Consider the following 18423-nt stretch of genomic DNA (forward strand, 5'->3'; position numbering starts at 1 on the left):
TATCGCTCCTACAGTTCCAAACTTTCTCTTCGTTTCTTTCCTTTATGGTTTTTAATTCGTTTAATTATTCATGTTCAAGGCAGCGAATGGATTTCATTCGGGGGATCACAAATGCCATAATAATGATGAGCAAACCAGAGATGATAAATAATAAACCGATTCCCCGTCCTTCCCCTGTGCCTATCACCTTACCTACTGATGAAGTAAGCAGACCTCCCTCTCGCAAAAGAGGATTAAACACTTGATCAGCCAATATGCCAGCAAAAGCATACGCAGCCACATAACCGAGTTGTGATAAAATGCCAATGATCCCCCATGCCCGCCCCTGTGTGTCATTTGGGATATGGTTGCGAATCATAACGTCAGCACTGGTATTAACAAAAGGCAACGTTGCAAAAAATAAAAAGCCAGCAGCTGTAATAAAAGCAACATTCGTGGTCAGACCCACCAAAGAAAAAAACAAACCGGCGAATCCTAGGCCGAGCGCTAATACTTTAATATATTTACGATCGATGCTAAAAACTCCAATAATCAGACTGCCGAGCAACATCCCTATAGCACTTACAGACAATACCGTGCCTAGAGTTTTCGTATCCGTAAAGGGTAGAAGCATAGGCGTATATAAGGTTTGGAGAAAACCCACATAAAAAGTAATGACAGACAAAATGATCGTAAGCTGCAGTACACCTTTCGTGTAAATAAGAGCATCCCAGCCCTCCTTCAAATCTTTTACAAACGACTGATTCATTGGGACTCTGTGTTCAGTCTGTAGATTCCTGCGAACAGCCATCACTGCAAGAACTGTAACTAGAAAGGTTGAGATATCTATAAGCAGGATAGTTGTTATATCCATAAAGCTAAGCAAAATCCCGGCAAGGATAGGGGAAAGAAGATATTTTGAGGACGCAGCAAGCTGAACTAAACCACTGGCCTTGGCAAATTGCTTCTCTGTTAATAAATCTGTAATGGTAGCCTTGTAGGCAGGTTCAAGCAAGGATACAAAAATCGAACAAAACGTCACGCCTAGACAAATCTGCCATAAATGAGGTTCACCCAGCAGCATGATGATGAGAACATATACTAGTCCAAAAGCAGATAACAAATCCCCTGCTATCATCATCAATCGACGATCAAACCGATCCGCTAACACGCCGCCAAAAGGACTGAGCACAATGGAAGGGAGAAAAGCACATAAGGTTAAAAGTGCCACGCTAGAGGCAGTCTGCGTCATCTGGAACACATAAACCCCTAAGGTGAAAGCCGTCAACCCGCTGCCAATACTGGATATCCACTCCCCCATCCAAATGATCATAAAATTTCCGAAGGATTTGTTGTTCAGATTATTCCCTCTCCCCTACTCAAACATTTGAAACACATAGTCGAAGCTACCTTTCTCCGCCCCTAGCGTAATTTCCATCGTATAGATAAAAGCTCTTATCTTCTGGATGATTTCCTCAGGCTGCCACTTGAATATACCTTCATCAAAAAGAAATTGAGAGGTGATCAATAGAAATTCCATCGTCTCCCGGGGATACGGATTGTGAAACAGTCTCTCCTCTATGCCCTGCTCAATGACCTCCGTCAAAACAGGAGTTAGCCGCAAAATGGTTTCCACCAAGCTTTTCTGGTGCAGCTGTGCATTATCAGCCTGATGGAACTGCTCAATCATTTGGCTTTTTCTGTCCGTATCCGGCTTTTGCGCCATAATGATTTGCAGCAGCTTTTCATGAACGGTCAGCTTAGGATCTGCAGCAATTTGCTTAGCGGTTGCTACACCAACATCAATAAATCGCAGCACTACAGCATCCATGACCTCTTCCTTCGATTTAAAATAATAGTAAAAGGTTCCCTTCGCAATACCTATAGCCTGCAAGACATCATTCACTGTCGTTTTGGTATACCCTTTCGTAAAAAACAGCATTTCTGCTGTATCCAATATTTCATTTCTACGTTCTTCCGCTTCTTTGGAAATTCTCATCTGAAACGTCCTCCATTCTATCGACCGACCGTCGGTCTATTCCAATTATATACAAATATCAGATCCTGTCAAGATTAATCCGGCATCACAAAAAGAGAGAATTCCAAAAGCTATGTTATAGCAGCTGGAACTCCCTCTTTTTTGGATAAACTGTTGTGTTTTACTGTTGTGTTTTACTGTTTGGTTTTATTGTTTGGTCTTACTGCTGCGTTTTACTTTTAGCTTGCTCTTTGATCTGATCCGTTGAGCGAAACCTTTGCTCGTGTTGTAACACTAAACTTCGTTTGCTTATATCACATTTACACTTACGACATAATAGCCTATCGGACACAGCTGACCTTATATGCTGCATTATCCCCCATTTGGAATCCTAACGGACCGCATAGCCACTATTGACATGAAAAACACCACAAAAGACCCCTTCCTCAAGGAATAGCTGCACTGGAGTCCGAAAACCGGCTCAAAGGGCTATAAATTTGCAAATAGCGTCCTTTGGGTCCTTAAGCAACACGGGATAGGTATTCAATAGGTATTCAATAGGTATTCAATAGGTATTCAATAGGTATTAATTACCTAAGTACGGACTAAGTGGCTTCCGGCTGCAGATTTTGCCCCCAAACGGCTTCCCTGTATAGAATGCTGCTATTTCGCATGAGCTTCTGCAATCCCGTCTCAAAAAGATTATCTAATCCGCCGGATTGTACTAATGAAAATTTGCTGCCCAAGGAATAGGCTATATAATAATCCGCCCAACTGCTATAACGTTCTTGTAGCTGCCTTGCTGCTTCTATTTTGTATTCCCAGGCTTCTTCCTTCTTCAAATAATCCTCAACATAACCAATCCGGCTCAGATAAATTACCCAAGCTAACCCAAAAGCAGAAATGTCACCAGAAGGCAACTGATGTATTCCTTGTGCAACAACCTTCAGATTAACAAAATCCTCATGATCCTTATGTGCCTCAAGATATTTACTGCGTGAGGTTTCGGAAAGTGTGGCTAATCGAGCATGTAAAGATCTATATTCTGCACGGTTGCCATCCTCTAGAAGCCAGCGAATCTGGCGATGAAAGGAGTTAGCATCCTCGATATTCCATCTTTCACAAGCATTTTTGATTAATCCTCTTTTGAAGAAGACATTACTGAAATCAAACTCATAAACCACATAGTATCTCCCTAAGAGACCACGTATGCAGGTAGAGGAAAGACAGCGGAAATACATTTCCAATCGTTTTCTTTGCTTAACATTGTATTCCTTCAGCATATAGAGCCTCCTGATATTAGTTCGAGAATAGGTATGCTGTTTTGCAAATGTTCCTGACTTTCCATAGAATAATAAGAATGAACACTGCATTGACAAGCGGGGGAAGCTCAGATACTGAAAAATAACATATGGTATATACCAACATATAGAACCAGCTTAATTTCAGGAAAACCAATAGATAGAATAATATAGGCCTTATAATGTTCTTTCCAATGGTTACGAGCGAAGAGATACGAAGACGTTGTGGATACAGTTTTTTGTTGTTCAACATGGACTTATTCGCAAGGTAACGAAAATGAATGAACTCGTCCTTTTTAGGCTCATTAGTCTCCGTTTGTGTAAGAGCTTCCTCAATTTGAGAACATGCAATCTTACATTCCAGAATTAAACATTGCACATCTCTATTTCCAGCATCCTCTTGCAACAAATATTCACAATCCTTCATCGCTTCCTCATAACGCTGCAAATAGTAGAGAAGCCGCCCTCTTAATAAGTAACCGTCTCTTTCGTTAGGCCACATAGTGGTTACTCGGTCCAAGCACACCAGCGCTTCCATATAATCAGCAGTATCCAGACAATACTTAGCTCGCATTAATTGCAGATCCGGATCATTCTGAAACAGCTTATTTGCTTCATCGAGGAGTTGGCCAGCTTCAGTATGTTTATCCTCCATCAGCATGAATTGAGCGGATTGCCTCAGATTTAGATAGTGTTCTATGTCGAACTCAAGAGACTCCTGCAAAAGGAAACACTCATAACGCATCTCCATGCTTCCGTCGACCTGCCCTAGTATGTACTCGACTAACTTTTTATCAAAACGTTGAAGAAATATTTCCTTGTCCTCACGAAAATGAAAAAATGAATCCAACGCCTCCCATACGGCATGAGGCAAATTCCGATGCTGATCAAGGAACAACATAAGCTTATCCCTTAGCCGATCGCGATGCTCTATACTCCACATGAAATCTTCATTCAAAAGTGAATGCCACGAAGCTTGCTTAATCCGGCGCGAGAAATCCGCATACAGTTCCCTAATTTGTCTGTCAAAAATATCTGCTGGCTGTTCTTGAAGATCAGCATCAAGTTGGATGGGAAGAGGGCGAAACAGCGCCCACTCGTTTTCATGAGGTATAGAAGGTGCCCCTTCTGCTTTTTCCTCGCCTTCTTCCTCCTCAGCTTCATCTACTCGTATTACTTTTTCTGCTTGTATCACCATTTCTTCTATTTCTTTTGATATTGCTTCCGCTATTTCTTTCTTATCCTCACCTACAAATGAAGGGACAGTGCTTGCTATACGCTGCCCGGAGCGGGCCCATTTCACAGCTGTATCATAAGCTTCTCTAAGCTGCTGGTATCCTTCAGGGTCATCTTCGGGGTGATGCGATTTCAGTTTCTTGGCATAGGCCTTCTTGATGATAGCTAGTTCATCTGTGGGTTCAATCTCCAACATACTCCAGATTGTCATGTGAAGTATGACCACCCTTCAATTTCCGCCAATTGCTCATTGAAAGCTTGTGCCGCTTTTTCAATCACTTTCTCGTTCTGAGTATATAAAGCATCTTCGAATACTTTCAGACATTGTGCGATAAATTTCCGTTGGTCCCCAAGCACCTCTTCATATAAACGCTCACCTCTAGCAAGCAGAAGCCTGTTCTCGGTACGCTCACGCGGATGAATTTTGATACTCCGCAGTTCCAGTAAACGAGCTTCAATTTGCTTTTTCGTCATTGCACCAGCATTTTGCTCGATGATCATCTGATGCTTCTGACCTGTTGAAACTGTTGTAACCTCCACCTCAAGAATCCCATTCACATCATATGTATATCTGACATCTATACTTTCTTCTCCCCGAGGTGCTTGCGGAATCTGAAACTCCATTTCTCCCAGGAAAAGATTATTTTCAACGCGAGGACTCTCCCCCTGATACACATCCACACTTATGATCTTTTGATTATCTGCAGCTGTATATAGACGTTCTACCCGGCTAACAGGAATCGGAGTATTACGTTCAATGATCGGAAAGTAATGTCCAGATGACGTTTGTCCGCTTGAACCTCTACGCAGAACACTGGTCCCTAATGTATAGGGGCAAACGTCCGTCAAAATCATTTCGTCCAGCGCTTGATTACGCTGCTTCAGGGCCACCTGAACCGCAGCTCCAAGTGCGACGGTCTCATCTAGGCTGATATTCGCATAAGGCATTTTCCCGAACATACGGCTGATAATTTGCTTAATCAGAGGCATTTTAGTCGCACCCCCAATCATCACAATCCCATCCAGATCGGAAGGCTGCAAAGAAGCATCCCGCAATGCTCTTTCTATCGGCTGCCTTAGACGTATTAGTAACGGTTGCACCAATTGCTCAAGCTCTAAGCGATCTATAGTCAGCACGTATTCTTCCTCTTTAATAACTATCCGCATAGTCGCAGCAGACTCTGTACCAAGAATTCGTTTACTCTGCTCTGCCTGCTTATACAACATCGACCTCGTTATTGGTGTTAACGATTCCGCGTCCAGCTTATTCTTTTGGATAAAATAGGCCACTAGTATCTCCGTGAAATCTTCCCCGCCTAGATAGTTATCTCCGGCAATCGACTTAACATCCATTACCCCTTCGAAAAGCTCCAGAATTGACACATCAAAGGTTCCTCCACCCAGATCAAAAACAAGAAATGAAGTCTCCTGATTCTGATGCAGACCATAAGCGAGTGCTGCCGCCGTAGGTTCACTAATAAGCCGCTCTACTTGTAAACCGGCCAGCTCAGCCGCTTTCTTAGTTGCTTTCCGCTGAACATCATTGAAATAAGCCGGAACACTGATTATAGCTTTCGTTACGGACTCACCTAGATGATTTTCCGCATCCTCTTTCAGTGACCGCAGAACAAAAGAAGATAACTCTTCAGGAGTAAAAGTCATCGTACCTAGCGTGTATTTTTTTGCTGATCCCATAAAGCGCTTAAAAGTCGAGGCAGTTAACTGTGGATGTGTAATCAGTCGTTCTTGTGCGATTCTTCCAACTAATACTTCTCCCCCTGCATCTACACTAACAATCGAGGGTGTTACATGCTCCCCGAGTACATTGGGAATAATTACAGCCTGACTGCCGTCCCAATAAGCAGCAAGACTATAGGTCGTTCCTAAATCAATTCCGATTGTTCTCACTACTATCTCCACTCCTTTTATATACAATAATATACAAAGAAAAGAGTCCAAGAATCGAAATGTCACTAATTCAACATATTTACATCCAGAGCATAAAAATGAAATTGTCCTTCTGCAATAGACATAAAAAAGATATCTCAAAAGCCACAATGGCTAATGGGATACCTTCATTTATTGGCGGAGGATATTTTTCTGTACATCATCTATAAAAAACAGTCTCATTCATTCTCTGGACGTCTTAACATCTGATCTATCTTCTCTTTTGCACCTTCCCATGAGGTCAATAATGGAAAAGCATATTGTTCACGGGCCCGCAAATTCCATGGATGCGGAATACAAAGCACTTTTCTTCCCCCCTGCAATGCCGGAACCAGGTTATGCACCCCGTCATCGATCAATAGATCGTAGCTAATAAGATTTTTTCGCTTACAGGTAAAGAAATTTTCAATCGGAATAAACGGCATATGCTTCTGCAGCCAGTTCCATTTTTCCACCACCGACTGGGGTTGGGCTGCTGTAACAATAATTACATCATAAGCGTTATGCAGTTTCTCCATTTCTTCTACGACATGTTCGTCAAACAGTTCAAGCTCTTCATACAGACCGGGCCGCCCATAGAAAATCTCTTGTGTACAATCCGGATGACGTAAATGATCCGTATTCCAATCAAGCATTTCCTCATACCGCAGCAGATGCGTGGGATAATCATTATTATTATGGTATATGGCTCGCTTCACTAGATGGCAAATTGTATCATCCATATCTACTGCAATTATTGGCTTCCTCATCTGCGCCTCCATTATTTTTTTAGATTACACTTTAATTATATACAATGAAATTACGGTTTTCGTCGAGAGTTTAATTAAAATCCCGGTTAATGTTTATTAAATGCTTCTACGCATTTTTGGCAGATACAAGCTTTCCCTCTCAGTTCTTCCGGGATCTGTTCTTGCAATTCGAGTGGAATTTCTGTATGGAAACACCAACAGTCACCACTTTCAGCGCCACAATGATTCAATTCTTTACATAAAGGACAATATCGTTCTTCAACCAGTATGTTCATCATATCCAAAATTTCTACTCCCCCAAAAATCACAAACTATTTTTCTTTGGAAAACCATATTAATAAAAAAATCCATCAAATGACAATACGTCAGTAAGTAAAACAAACAACCCCCGTATAGGTTTCCGACATAACCACTTCTGAAGATCCCTAGTTTAGCATAAGCCCAATTTCTCTATTATTCCTAGACTTGTGAACTCGGTTCACTTGCATTAAGATAGTGAACATTACGAACTCAAATGGGAGAATAACAGATGAATGATAAGAAGATGAGCTTTTTAGAGTGGGTTCGGGAAAGAAACAGTCTCGTATTTATCCGCTTCAAACCCCCACTGCCATATTTTCATGTGTACCTCCAACAGTATTATTTCACTCTTCCAAGTGCTATCTTTCCTTCTATAAAATCTTTTCTTATTTCATGCAAAGCTTTAACTCCTTCATTCGTAAGTGCGACCTGATTATAGTTTAATCCAACACCCATCCTTTGCCTATCATCCAGAAGGGATGCAAATCAGTGGTCGTTAGTATCTCTTCACCTATATGGATATTCCAGTATCTGGATTATTGGACCAGACCATATCACCAATTTGAACCTGTTCAATCGGCTTGGCACCTTCTTGGTTATTCACCAGTGTGCCAGGTGAGAAGCAATTACACGGGTTGAATTTATAGATTTGCCTGAATATCCGTGCTACAAGAATAAGTTTCTGTCCACGAACAAGATATAAAATGGAGTTGAGTCCATCAGGACCCGCCCCAAGGATAGGAATAAATCCACCATACCCAATCAAACGTTGCAGGTTATCCATTGTAGACATATTGGGATCATAAACAAAATTCTCGGTTGTCACCCAGAACGGTAATGGGTACAAATACTTGGTCTCGACTTGTTGTATCGACCGTAAGACAAACAAACCGCAAAAATAGTTAAAAATGAATGAATTACGTATTAATTCAATAATTTGTGCCTTAGAAAAATCAAAGGTTTCTGCAATTTTAATAATATTTCCTGTTAGATCATAGTGAAAACAAGGTGGGTCGTCAGAATTAATGCATACTTTCACTTCGTTGTCTATTAATTTTTTGATTGGATATTTATCCCACGACGGATATACTTCTAAGCTTATATTAGAAGCTGGACATAGAGTAAGTAATATTTTTTTATCTGCCAACCATTCTAATAACTTTTCGTCCTCTACAGCACGAACACCATGATCTATTCTATCAAATGGTATCGATTGGATGGCATCCCAAATACCTTCTGGACCAACTTCTTCACCAACATGACCCGTAATAAAGAATCCATTTTCTTTTGCAACAGCAAAAGCCTCAGCTTGCCGATGAGCCGGATGTCCAAGTTCTTGCATATCCATTCCCACAGCAATCAATGAAATCATATCTCTGTACTTCACTAACTCTTGAATATATTTACAGTTATCCTTAACTTGAGCTGTTCTATCGAGGTTTGCAATGAAACGTATATCAATATTATTAAACTTTTGTTTTACTAATTTTAAGCCTTTAGCAAAGCCATTCATAACAGTTTTTAGTGGAATTCCTCTACGTCCATAGCAAGCTGTGTAATCAAACATTGCTTCACGATAAATAATATTTTGTTCTACCATTTCACGAGCACACTCAAAGACCATGTCAGCGAAGTCATTTTCTGTTTGAATTGAAGAGATCGCTGTTAACATCACAGTAATAAATTCATTAGCAATAATTCTCAGAATACTATTTCGCTTTAATCCAAATATTTTTTCTTTTTCTGGCCAGGTTAAATTATCCATATTTCTATTTGAAAGAATCTCAAAAGCCCTTATGAAATAAGTTCTCTCTATTAATTCTTTGCTTGAATTCAAACCGTATTCACAACTACAGTCAGGACAAAGAAAATACTGTTTAGAATGCAGCAAGTGTGATAAGTACGCCCTGCAGAAGACGAAGCAAGGATGTTGGGAGTTCTCTTGATACTAAAAGTGAATTAGGTTCATCGATATCTGGATGAAGAGAACTAACCACAATTACAGCGACTACGGGTACTGTTATTTTATAATCGGCTAACCCTAAGATCGAAATAGTAATCAAAGAAACTGCTGCGCTTGGCTTAGAGTAGCACAAACCTCGGAAATTTCAATCTTGGTTGTCATAAGCTTGAAGGCAAGTAATCCTCCTTGATCATCTCTCATCTTCTTTCCTACTTGAGCGTACACTTCATCAATTTGCTGGTGAAAAGTTTGACGAAGCTGAGCAAGCTCGATTTGATTTCCATGATCGAGTTCCGAAAATGCACTTCGTTTGAAGATTGCTTCAAATAAAATTTCAAAACGGTTGATATCTACTTTCTTTTCGAAGACATTGCAGCATACATCCTCTATTTCATGTGCTTCGTCAAAAATGACGGCATCATATGCTGGAAGAGTACCATTCCCCGTCTTCATTCTCATTTTTAGATCATTAAAGAAGTAAGCGAAATTTGTGACAATTATATGGGAGGTATACATCTTTCCTTTCAGGTCTTCTAACATGCAGTTGCTTGGTTTAGTATTGGCTGGACAATTGGAAGCACTAATCTTTTTTCACACATTGTCTTCAACATCGAATCCTAGAGCCGCACGATCCCCAACCCGTTCTTGTTTCACCATCTTTGAAATTTCACGTACAAGTTTAGCTTCAGAATCATTACTGCGTAACTTTTCTTGCCAGTGAGCTTCTAATTTTGTATTACAAATATAATGATCTTTTTCTTTGACATGTTGGAACTTAAGTGATAACTTCTCCATCTTAAGAATGTTAACTACTCTTGGCAGCTCCACATTAACGATTTGATTCATTAAAGGGATCGTATGCGTACAGACAATAACTGTTTTCTTATTAACGACAGCCCATCGAGCTGCAGGAGTTAAATATCCAAGTGATTTACCAGTCCCGGTGCCGGCTTCGCAGATTAAATGCTGTGAATTTTCTAAAGATTCGCCAACCTTTTTCGTAATCATTATTTGGGGGGCTCGTGGGATATATCCATTTACTAACTTAGACAAATGCCCTTGAGCCCCGAAAGCCCGTTCAATAAATAATATATTGTAAATGCCTTTGTAGGAAGCTTGATAAATAAAATCTATGCTATCACTCTCATACTTATTTATTCATCTAAAATTTTGGAAGCATCTGATTCGTAAAAGTATTCATTTTGTCGATCTTTATACTCCTGCGGAATTTCCTTCCCCCAATATTTTGCATACGAATGTAATGTCCTCTTGTTCCCTCCACTTCCAGGTTTCCCAAAATAAAATTCGAGATAACTCTCGGGTTTGCTAATAGGATCAAAATCCCGATCACTAATATCTTCCACGATGGATTAGGCAACCCTCTAGCTTTTCTACTGACGGGTGGTCAAGTTATTCTTTTCCAGCGATTGAATTGCTTCAGGAGTTAGATATTATTGGAAGTCACATTCTTGGCGACAAAGCCTATGGCTCAGAAGCGATTCGGAACTGGATTACGACTAAACAGGCCACTTACACCATTCCACCTAAAACGAATAGTCAACATCCATGGAAGGTCGATTGGTATCGGTAGAAAGAACTCCACTTGGTTGAATGCTTTTTCAATAAAATCAAACACTTTCGCCGTGTGGCCACTCGTTACGATAAGTTGACTAAGTCATTCCTCGCGTTTATATACATAGCTTCCATTTTTAAATTGACTCAATGATAGTTTTCAGACACGCCCTAAATGACAATATTAAAAAAAGTGGCGTAATGGCCTCCTCCTATGTAGGTGGGCTTAATAGTAGAGCCTTTATTCCGTTCCATGAAGATCACGGCATGATTAAAGCGGCTCAGCGGGGTACCCTTACACTAGAGAAGCTGGAATCTATGACCTTTGGTCGAATTTGGCAGCCTGCTCGGATATGCACCAGTTATAGCAGTAAACGGCTTCAACTGCGCGAACTTCGTTAATCGTGGCGGACGAATCCCAGCTCCAATTCATAGCTTTAAGAATTAATTGAAACCTCAAACAGCAAGTCCCTATTTCACTTCACTTAGGAGACTTGCTGTTTTTTTGTGTTAGTTGGTCAGTCGTAGAAAAAAACTTTAGCTGAATGTAGAGGCATATCATTTGATATACCCCTTTATCCATCTTATTGCAATTAAATCAAACCGTTTCCATTCTATTTGAACTGGAACCAAGTTAAATTTGCAACTGTGGTTGAATCTGACTTAACAAAAGTAACATATACTGTATGGGTTCCTACAGCTGTCCCGGCATTAAGCGAGATATTCTTGACTGACCATGTCTGCCATCCGCCTGTGCTTTCTGCCGTCCAATAACCCAGCATAGTGCCTGTAGGGCTGTCCAAGTGGAATTCTATTCTTCCGCCGGAATTAGCGGATGCGACCTTCAAATCAATACTTGTTTTAGCTGTACTACCAAAATCTACATTTTTAAATGCTATATAGTCGCCATTACTCCCTCCACCAACATCCAGCCCACCATCAGTGCTTGCCTCATAGGAAATAACACCTGAACTAAGGTTATAGCCTTCCGCTTCAAATTTCAATGTGTTGAATTTTGGAGCTTCAGCATAGCTGTTAGTATCTGTTATTTTCAATTCTGTCAATGTAGTTGCCGCAACTCCACCGACGCGAACATTGTTTAATGTAACTCCGGAGACAGTAAATGTATCACTCCAACCCTTCATTACTGAAATTTCACCTAAAGCGCGTAAATTGATATTATTATAGACCACATTTTTTATCGGTCCGCTTTTTGCAGAAAGATCAAACCATCTGGAGTGAACACCGGATCTTGGCCAGAAGCCTTCTACATCTATATTGTCAAATATGATGTTTTGTGCTGGTGTAGTCCCATAAAGATGACCTACCGCTAAAGCGCGCCAGCACCTGTATACATAAGAGTTTTTAACAACAATGCCATCCTGAAGCTGTTTAACTCCATCTCCAACCTTAAATGCTCCACATCTGCTCCAAGCCAAAGCATCATCCACAACTACATTTGACTGGTTTTCAGGACTTCCCGGCCAGTTTGCAGCTATATCCGTAGTTGCTACATCCCATGTCTTAAATGAGTATGTGTCATCCTCCGATACTGCTACCGTGTGCTTTATTAGTACATTCTGGCTCTCTTGAATGTCTATTGCATCATTTTCATAATCAAGTTCATTGTTGTTGAAATGCTTTGTATTCTGGAATGTGACGTTATTGGATCTTGTAACTATGGTAGCCCAGCCCCCGCTGTCTCTTATTGTTATGCCGTCAACCGTGAAGTTGCTGCACTGCAAGGGTACAAGAATATTGTTCAAATAATTCTTTGTATTTCTCATATAATGGCCATTGCCGTCAATAGTCCCCCTGCCGTATATCTTAATATTGTTTGCATTTGTTTCGGTGTAAATAAACCATGTTCCATCCTTACCCAGAGAATTCTTATGAAAATGGGTAGTGTAATCGCTCGGATTTCCTGAACCCCTTATAACAGAACCACCCTCCAGATAAACCGAAACATTGCTTTTTAAAACAAGGTTTCCGCACTTATAAACACCGGCTGGAACGTATACTATACCGCCACCTGCTGCGTTAGCCGCATTTATGGCGTTTTGTATTGCAGTTGTAGCCATAGCGGCACCGGTACTGTCGGCACCGTATTGAGTTTTAACATTGTATATACCTGTACCGGATGAAGCCGGAACATTGGTTTCAAGAGCATCTGCCGCAATAACCAGATCTTTCAGGTTATTGATTTTAACTATAAGATATGTTGGTGATGAAAGTGTAAATGTAAGTGTATTTCCGCTCTTTGTTGCACTAATTCCCAAAGCTTTGGGAGAAATATTATAGGTATTGATTGTCTCGCTTGCTGTTATTGTGATTGTAGTAGTACCTGAAAAAGAGAAATTACAATAATTATAGTTTACAAATACCGCCGAAGTGTCGATTACCGGTATATTTGTAGAGTCTGCTGTTACCGTGTATTGACTGGTCGTGGTATAGATCGACGGTAATGGATAGCTTACAATTGTATCCGCCGCTCTTGCTGTCAAAGGAACGACAGCTAAAAGACTGGCGAGCATACAAACAATTAAGCTTAATAATTTTAACTTTTTCAGCATAAATAAACACCTCTTTCATATTTTTAGGAAATACTCTGTCATCAGTGAATAATGATTTCACCAGTGATGCTCTATTACTCTTTTCATAAAATCGACATATTCCTGTTCAGCTTCGGAAGTGGCAGAGTAATACTAACCTTTTCTGCATCAGCAAAGTTTCCTTTTAAAATACGGTCCTGGTTTTGTTGCACCTTGTGCAGGATTTCTGCGTTGGTCGCTACTACTGAGCTGTATTGTTGCATTTTATGGATAATCTCCCCACGGTCGCTGTTGTTGATTTAGCATTGTTGCACTTCATGCACAAACTCCGCGCAAGCCGCTCCAATCATGGCACATGGCCCCACTGTTACTCCGCATTTCCGCCCTCAGCCTGCTTCCAATCTTATCTATGCTCCGGCTCCAGACAGAGTCGGAGCAGATCGTCCACATGGGCCGTTGCCAGACATTCTACCGTATCCGCAGAGCCATAATAGATCTTGACCTCGCCGTTATCCTCCAGAATCATCCCTCCCGGAAAAATCACATGATTGCGGAAGCCCCCGCCAATCTCATAGTCTGTCTCCGGTGCCAGCAGCGGCTGCCTGCTCATGCCGATCACCTTGCGGGGGTCCTCCAGATCCAGCAGCATAATTCCGGCGGTATAGCGCTTCTTCCAGGTGTCCTCCCAACCATGCTTGCCTCTGGCCGGGTCCACATCCACCGCATGGAAGGTGGTCAGCCAGCCCTTATCCGTCCGGACCGGAGGTGCGGCCGGACCGACCTTGTCATTGGCAAACGGCACCTGCTCGACGGCGAGCAGTAGGCTGGAGTTGCCCCAATGCTTCAGGTCCGGCGACTCGGAGATCCAGGCATCGAAGCGGTCCCTGCCGCCGCGGCTGTATACCGTGAAGGGACGCTCCAGCCGGACATACTTGCCGCCGATCAACTCGGGAAACAGTACCATATTGCGCAGGTCCGGTGTAGACAGGCTGAGCACCTCGAAGTGTTCCAGATCATCGGTAACGGCAATTCCGCCGCGGATGCCATGGTGCGTATCCACGGCAAAACACATATAACAACGGCCGCCGATCACGGTCAGGCGCGGGTCGTAGGCGCGGATAATTTCCTCGTCATGCATTTTGAACACTGGCTTCGGGCCGGCGGTCCAGCTCAGCCCGTCGTCACTGTAAGCAATGCCGAGATCCGTGGTGTGGTGCGGCTCAAGCGTCTGATCGGCCAGTGAGCCGTAATCATTGCGGAAGATCATCACATATTTGCCGTTAAATTTCGTTACACCAGCATTGAATACCAGTGCGGTGGGGTAAGGAATCTTCGCTGCAGCCAGCACCGGATTGCCCGGATACCGCCGGATGAACGGGGCAGATTGCAGAATCGCCGGAACGTGTTGAGTCATGGGGTGTACCTCCTTGAATGTTAAAGATGGATTATGGGTTGCGCAGGGCCGGACCGCTACCCTTTGAGGGAACCGGCCGTCATCTGCATGAAGGATTTGTTGGCGAACAGATAGGCCACGAGAATCGGCAGAATGGACAAGCAGGCGCCCGCCATCATATAGTGGGTCTGGGAAGCGGCCGAAATCCCGTATTTCAGGTTCGCCAGCCCGACAGTCAGCGTCTGCAGCTCCGGCTTCGTCATCGTGAACACGAGCGGCAGCAAATATTCATTCCACGCGCCGCGGAAGGTGAACAGCGCACCTACGCCGAGTCCGGGTCCGAGCAGTGGCAGAATAATTCGCCAGAAGGTGCGGCCAGGGGAGCTGCCGTCCATCAGCGCCGCCTCATCCAGCTCACGGGGAATCCCCTTCATGAAGCTGGACAGAATGAAGAAGATCGAAGCATGGGCGGAGATCAGAATCAATATGACCCCCCACAGGCTGCTGTGCAGATGAAGCTTGACCATCAGATCAAACTGCGGGCGCAGCACGACCGCCCCTACTGCCACGAACATAGTGAAGGATTGCAGGCCGATATACAATTTCTTGCCTGCAAAATCCATCCGGTCCACCACATAAGCCGCCATGGATGATACCAGCAGCGTGCCAACCACCGCCGCCAGAGAGACAATCAGGCTGTTCAGCGTATATCTGGAGAAATTCGCCTGCGCCCAGGCTTCGGCATAGTTCGAGAAGTGCCAGCTATCCGGCAGGAAGGTGGCTCCCGCAGTCAGTTCGGCATTTGTCTTGAAGGAGCCGAGAATGGTGATAACGACCGGAATCAGGGTGATAAAAGCAAATGCCAGCAAAAAAATCCACAGGATGATATTGCCCAGTATGGTTCTTAGTCTCATAATATCCTCTCTCCTCAATCGGTCTGATTCATACGTCTGGATGCGTAGAAATAAATGAGCGATATGATCCCGACGATGACCGCAGACACGAAGGCGACCGCACTGCCGTATCCGAACTCTTGGACCTGGACCGCCGCGCTGCCTCCGCCGACAGGGAAAAATAATTTGTACAAATACAGGAACATCACCTCTGTCTTGCCTACGGGGCCGCCTTCGGTCAGCACCATAATGCTCTCGTAGCCCTTCAAAGCTGTAATGATCGCCAGCATAATGACCATCTGCATGACAGGCCCGAGCATTGGCAGGGTGACATAGCGGAACTGCTGGATTCTGCCTGCTCCGTCCAGGGAAGAGGCCTCATAAACATCCTCCGGGATATTCTGCAGACCGGCAAGGAAGAGCAGCATGTAATTGCCGACCGCCCCCCAGGCTGCAACCAGAATGACGGTGAGCATGGCATATTTCGGCCCCAGCCAGTCCACACCGGAATCGGAAAGGCCCGAACGGATCAGAAACTGGTTGAGAATCCCGTTATACGAGTTAAAGATCGTGAAGAAGACTACGGCCATTACGGCAGTACTGATGACGGTCGGCATGAAGAAAATCCCCCGCAGCAGCTGTCTGCCCCGCAGCCCTCGATTCAATATGGCGGCCAGCAGCAGAGCCAGCGGAATGGTGATCAGCAACTTGCCGCCTGCATAGACAAACGTGTTCACCACCGACTCCCAGAACTGGGTATCCTTCAGGATGCGTCTGAAATTGGCCAGCCCGGTAAACCGGGCCGTTCCGAACCCTTTGTAATCATAGAACATATAGCGGAACGCCCAGGCAATCGGATAAATCCCGAGGACCAACGTGAGCAAGGCACTTGGAAAGATAAAGCTGTATGAAAATAAGGCTTGTTTTGTTTTGTTCATCTGGTTTCTTCCGGCTCCTCTCCCTTGCGGCCAGAGCAGAGGGAGAGGAAAGCTGCTTCCCCATCCCTCTGCTTTGGCCTATATCTCTATCCCTAACCTTCCGTCTACTTGGCGAACTTGCCGCCCAGTGCGGCGGGGTCAAAGCCGGCATCCGGCTCGGCCTTCACGCCATCATTCGCAATCACGCTGTCCAGTGCAGTGTTATAGCGTTTGTTCAGATCGGCGATAATCGCCTTCAGATCGCCGCCGTTCAGCATATACTTGAAGAAGGCGTCATCCGATTTCATCCCTTCCGGTGCTACAGACGGATAGACCGGCCACACTCCATCGTGCTTGTTCGGCAGGAAGCCTTCAATGCCGTTCACATCCGGTGTCTTGGCTACTGCGCTGACGGATGGAACCATGGAGATGCCAAAGCCTTTTTCCTGATAATCCGTCAGCACCTGATCGCCGTACATGAACTCCATGAACTTCCAGGCTGCTCCTTTGTGCTCCGACTTCGAGCTCAGCGCCAGCCACTGGCCCCCGAGGAAGCCCGAAGCCCCCTTCACGGTGCCGTCGATGGTCGGAACCGGAGCGGCTGCCCAGTCAATCTTGGCCGGGAACTGATTCTTGTAGACGCCCGGCTCCGAGGAGTAGGACATATACATTCCGATTTTGCCCTCTGCAAACTGCGACCGCAGCGGATCAATATCCAGTGATTCCACACCCGGCAGCATGCTGCCGTTGTCCCGGATCTGCTTAAAGGCATTGATGATCGGCTCGAAGCCGCTGAAATCGTAGCGGGCCGTCTTGAAATCATACCCGAAGCCGCCGTAGCCGCTCATCTCCGCAATCACCCGCGCCGAACGCCCGAACGCGCTTCCGGGGCTTTTGAAGTTCTGGGCGAAGCCGTAAGCGCCATCCGCTTTACCGGCTTCCGTCAATTTTTTGGCGGTTTCCACCAGCTCCTGCAGGGTAGCCGGCGGATGCTCAACGCCTGCTTTGGCGAACAGATCCTTGTTGTATACAAGACGCATGGTTGTTCCATAATTCGGCAGACTGTAACGCTTGCCGTCGAATTCATTCAGATCCGGCATGGCCGGGAATTTCGTCTTCAGCTCATCGGTGAGGAACTCGTCAATGGGAGCGAGAAAGCCTTTTTTGTAGAAGGTCTGGATGGTATTCTCCTTCACCCGGATTACATCCGGCGCATCGGAGGTCTGGAAGGACAGATCGAGTGCGGTATCGAAGTCGTCGCCCTTGACGACCAGTTCCACCTCAATCCCGTCGGTATTGGTTGCGTTGAACTCGGCTACCTTGTCCTTCACGAAATCCGCATCATGACGGTCGCCGGTCCAGTAGCTGATTTTGGTCTTGTCCCCCGAGCCGCCTGTCTTCCCGTCTCCCTTACCTTCTGCAGCATTGCCGCCGTTACCGTTGCCGCAGGCTGTCAGGCCAAGTGCCAGGACCAGGCTCAGAGATGTTATTAGCATACGCTTCATCATTGGTAGTTCCCCCTTATATATCCCTGCTGTATTCGCTTACAACCTGATTATAGACGGATTGGCGCATCCGGATAAGGCGGGTAAGCCCACTTTAAGGGCAGATTTCTGCAGAAGCTTTATACAGTGAAGGGAGGC

General features: G+C 44.3%; 18 protein-coding genes and 1 pseudogene. 2 read left to right on the forward strand and 17 right to left on the reverse strand.

The window, feature by feature from the left end; genetic code table 11:
* Window positions 1–64: 64 nt before the first annotated feature.
* The 11 genes from MKZ16_RS20935 to MKZ16_RS20985 form a co-directional block, all read right to left on the reverse strand.
* Window positions 65–1312 (reverse strand): MFS transporter, encoded by a 1248-nt coding sequence (locus tag MKZ16_RS20935; protein ID WP_179090013.1) that lies wholly within the window; start codon window positions 1310–1312, stop codon window positions 65–67.
* A 42-nt stretch (window positions 1313–1354) separates the two neighbouring features.
* Window positions 1355–1978 carry a TetR/AcrR family transcriptional regulator gene (locus MKZ16_RS20940; RefSeq protein ID WP_076105260.1) on the reverse strand — a complete coding sequence of 208 codons (624 nt, stop codon included), beginning with the start codon at window positions 1976–1978 and terminating at the stop codon, window positions 1355–1357.
* Between the two features lie 584 nt (window positions 1979–2562).
* Entirely contained in the window at window positions 2563–3240 is a 678-nt protein-coding gene (locus tag MKZ16_RS20945) for a DUF1266 domain-containing protein (protein WP_051491590.1), read from the reverse strand.
* A 16-nt stretch (window positions 3241–3256) separates the two neighbouring features.
* Window positions 3257–4705 carry a J domain-containing protein gene (locus MKZ16_RS20950; RefSeq protein WP_076105259.1) on the reverse strand — a complete coding sequence of 483 codons (1449 nt, stop codon included), beginning with the start codon at window positions 4703–4705 and terminating at the stop codon, window positions 3257–3259.
* Complete coding sequence (locus MKZ16_RS20955; RefSeq protein ID WP_076105258.1) at window positions 4702–6402, reverse strand: molecular chaperone HscC; 1701 nt, start codon at window positions 6400–6402, stop codon at window positions 4702–4704. The genes MKZ16_RS20950 and MKZ16_RS20955 overlap by 4 nt, the downstream gene beginning before the upstream one ends.
* A 218-nt stretch (window positions 6403–6620) precedes the next feature.
* On the reverse strand, window positions 6621–7190 hold the full coding sequence (locus MKZ16_RS20960) for a hypothetical protein (RefSeq protein ID WP_076105257.1): 570 nt from the start codon (window positions 7188–7190) through the stop codon (window positions 6621–6623).
* 86 nt (window positions 7191–7276) lie between these two features.
* Complete coding sequence (locus tag MKZ16_RS20965) at window positions 7277–7468, reverse strand: cysteine-rich CWC family protein (RefSeq protein WP_076105273.1); 192 nt, start codon at window positions 7466–7468, stop codon at window positions 7277–7279.
* Window positions 7469–8001: 533 nt separating this feature from the next.
* A complete protein-coding gene (locus tag MKZ16_RS20970; RefSeq protein ID WP_143759062.1) occupies window positions 8002–9327 on the reverse strand; it encodes an adenosine deaminase family protein in 1326 nt (441 codons plus the stop codon).
* Window positions 9328–9549: 222 nt separating this feature from the next.
* The gene (locus MKZ16_RS20975; protein ID WP_143758655.1) at window positions 9550–9993 is read right to left on the reverse strand and encodes a hypothetical protein; all 444 of its coding nucleotides are present in this window, start codon (window positions 9991–9993) and stop codon (window positions 9550–9552) included.
* A gap of 51 nt (window positions 9994–10044) precedes the next feature.
* A complete protein-coding gene (locus MKZ16_RS20980) occupies window positions 10045–10461 on the reverse strand; it encodes a DEAD/DEAH box helicase (RefSeq protein WP_076105255.1) in 417 nt (138 codons plus the stop codon).
* 146 nt (window positions 10462–10607) lie between these two features.
* On the reverse strand, window positions 10608–10817 hold the full coding sequence (locus tag MKZ16_RS20985) for a hypothetical protein (protein ID WP_038572277.1): 210 nt from the start codon (window positions 10815–10817) through the stop codon (window positions 10608–10610).
* Between the two features lie 68 nt (window positions 10818–10885).
* On the opposite strand from MKZ16_RS20985, the gene MKZ16_RS20990 reads away from it, so the two are divergent.
* Together MKZ16_RS20990 and MKZ16_RS20995 are read left to right on the forward strand one after the other, a co-directional pair.
* A complete protein-coding gene (locus MKZ16_RS20990; protein ID WP_162636765.1) occupies window positions 10886–11044 on the forward strand; it encodes a transposase in 159 nt (52 codons plus the stop codon).
* A 152-nt stretch (window positions 11045–11196) separates the two neighbouring features.
* A pseudogene (locus MKZ16_RS20995) lies at window positions 11197–11473 on the forward strand (DUF711 family protein); the annotation flags it as partial.
* 166 nt (window positions 11474–11639) lie between these two features.
* On the opposite strand, the gene MKZ16_RS21000 reads toward MKZ16_RS20995, so the two are convergent.
* The 6 genes from MKZ16_RS21000 to MKZ16_RS21025 all read right to left on the reverse strand — a co-directional run bounded on the left by MKZ16_RS21000 (window position 11640) and on the right by MKZ16_RS21025 (window position 18288).
* Window positions 11640–13598 carry a carbohydrate-binding protein gene (locus tag MKZ16_RS21000; RefSeq protein WP_076105254.1) on the reverse strand — a complete coding sequence of 653 codons (1959 nt, stop codon included), beginning with the start codon at window positions 13596–13598 and terminating at the stop codon, window positions 11640–11642.
* Window positions 13599–13681: 83 nt separating this feature from the next.
* A complete protein-coding gene (locus MKZ16_RS21005) occupies window positions 13682–13840 on the reverse strand; it encodes a hypothetical protein (protein WP_178944312.1) in 159 nt (52 codons plus the stop codon).
* 140 nt (window positions 13841–13980) lie between these two features.
* Complete coding sequence (locus tag MKZ16_RS21010) at window positions 13981–14991, reverse strand: glycoside hydrolase family 130 protein (protein ID WP_038572282.1); 1011 nt, start codon at window positions 14989–14991, stop codon at window positions 13981–13983.
* Window positions 14992–15047: 56 nt separating this feature from the next.
* Window positions 15048–15884, reverse strand: coding sequence for a carbohydrate ABC transporter permease (locus tag MKZ16_RS21015; protein ID WP_038572285.1), 837 nt, complete (start codon window positions 15882–15884; stop codon window positions 15048–15050).
* A gap of 14 nt (window positions 15885–15898) precedes the next feature.
* Window positions 15899–16801: a sugar ABC transporter permease gene (locus MKZ16_RS21020; protein ID WP_076105253.1), complete on the reverse strand. Its 903-nt coding sequence runs from the start codon at window positions 16799–16801 to the stop codon at window positions 15899–15901.
* 104 nt (window positions 16802–16905) lie between these two features.
* Window positions 16906–18288 (reverse strand): sugar ABC transporter substrate-binding protein, encoded by a 1383-nt coding sequence (locus tag MKZ16_RS21025; RefSeq protein WP_038572290.1) that lies wholly within the window; start codon window positions 18286–18288, stop codon window positions 16906–16908.
* Between the last annotated feature and the right edge of the window lie 135 nt (window positions 18289–18423).

It is taken from the genome of Paenibacillus sp. FSL R5-0928, from assembly GCF_037970385.1.
GTDB classification, from domain to species: domain Bacteria; phylum Bacillota; class Bacilli; order Paenibacillales; family Paenibacillaceae; genus Paenibacillus_AQ; species Paenibacillus_AQ odorifer.

Bases quoted from the DNA above. Each gene is read 5' to 3' on its own strand.
- MKZ16_RS20935 (WP_179090013.1), bottom strand. From the start codon at position 1,312: ATGATCATTTGGATGGGGGAGTGGATATCCAGTATTGGCAGCGGGTTG.
- MKZ16_RS20940 (WP_076105260.1), bottom strand. From the start codon at position 1,978: ATGAGAATTTCCAAAGAAGCGGAAGAACGTAGAAATGAAATATTGGAT.
- MKZ16_RS20945 (WP_051491590.1), bottom strand. From the start codon at position 3,240: ATGCTGAAGGAATACAATGTTAAGCAAAGAAAACGATTGGAAATGTAT.
- MKZ16_RS20950 (WP_076105259.1), bottom strand. From the start codon at position 4,705: ATGACAATCTGGAGTATGTTGGAGATTGAACCCACAGATGAACTAGCT.
- MKZ16_RS20960 (WP_076105257.1), bottom strand. From the start codon at position 7,190: ATGAGGAAGCCAATAATTGCAGTAGATATGGATGATACAATTTGCCAT.
- MKZ16_RS20965 (WP_076105273.1), bottom strand. From the start codon at position 7,468: ATGATGAACATACTGGTTGAAGAACGATATTGTCCTTTATGTAAAGAA.
- MKZ16_RS20975 (WP_143758655.1), bottom strand. From the start codon at position 9,993: ATGTTAGAAGACCTGAAAGGAAAGATGTATACCTCCCATATAATTGTC.
- MKZ16_RS20980 (WP_076105255.1), bottom strand. From the start codon at position 10,461: ATGATTACGAAAAAGGTTGGCGAATCTTTAGAAAATTCACAGCATTTA.
- MKZ16_RS21000 (WP_076105254.1), bottom strand. From the start codon at position 13,598: ATGCTGAAAAAGTTAAAATTATTAAGCTTAATTGTTTGTATGCTCGCC.
- MKZ16_RS21005 (WP_178944312.1), bottom strand. From the start codon at position 13,840: ATGCAACAATACAGCTCAGTAGTAGCGACCAACGCAGAAATCCTGCAC.
- MKZ16_RS21010 (WP_038572282.1), bottom strand. From the start codon at position 14,991: ATGACTCAACACGTTCCGGCGATTCTGCAATCTGCCCCGTTCATCCGG.
- MKZ16_RS21015 (WP_038572285.1), bottom strand. From the start codon at position 15,884: ATGAGACTAAGAACCATACTGGGCAATATCATCCTGTGGATTTTTTTG.
- MKZ16_RS21020 (WP_076105253.1), bottom strand. From the start codon at position 16,801: ATGAACAAAACAAAACAAGCCTTATTTTCATACAGCTTTATCTTTCCA.
- MKZ16_RS21025 (WP_038572290.1), bottom strand. From the start codon at position 18,288: ATGATGAAGCGTATGCTAATAACATCTCTGAGCCTGGTCCTGGCACTT.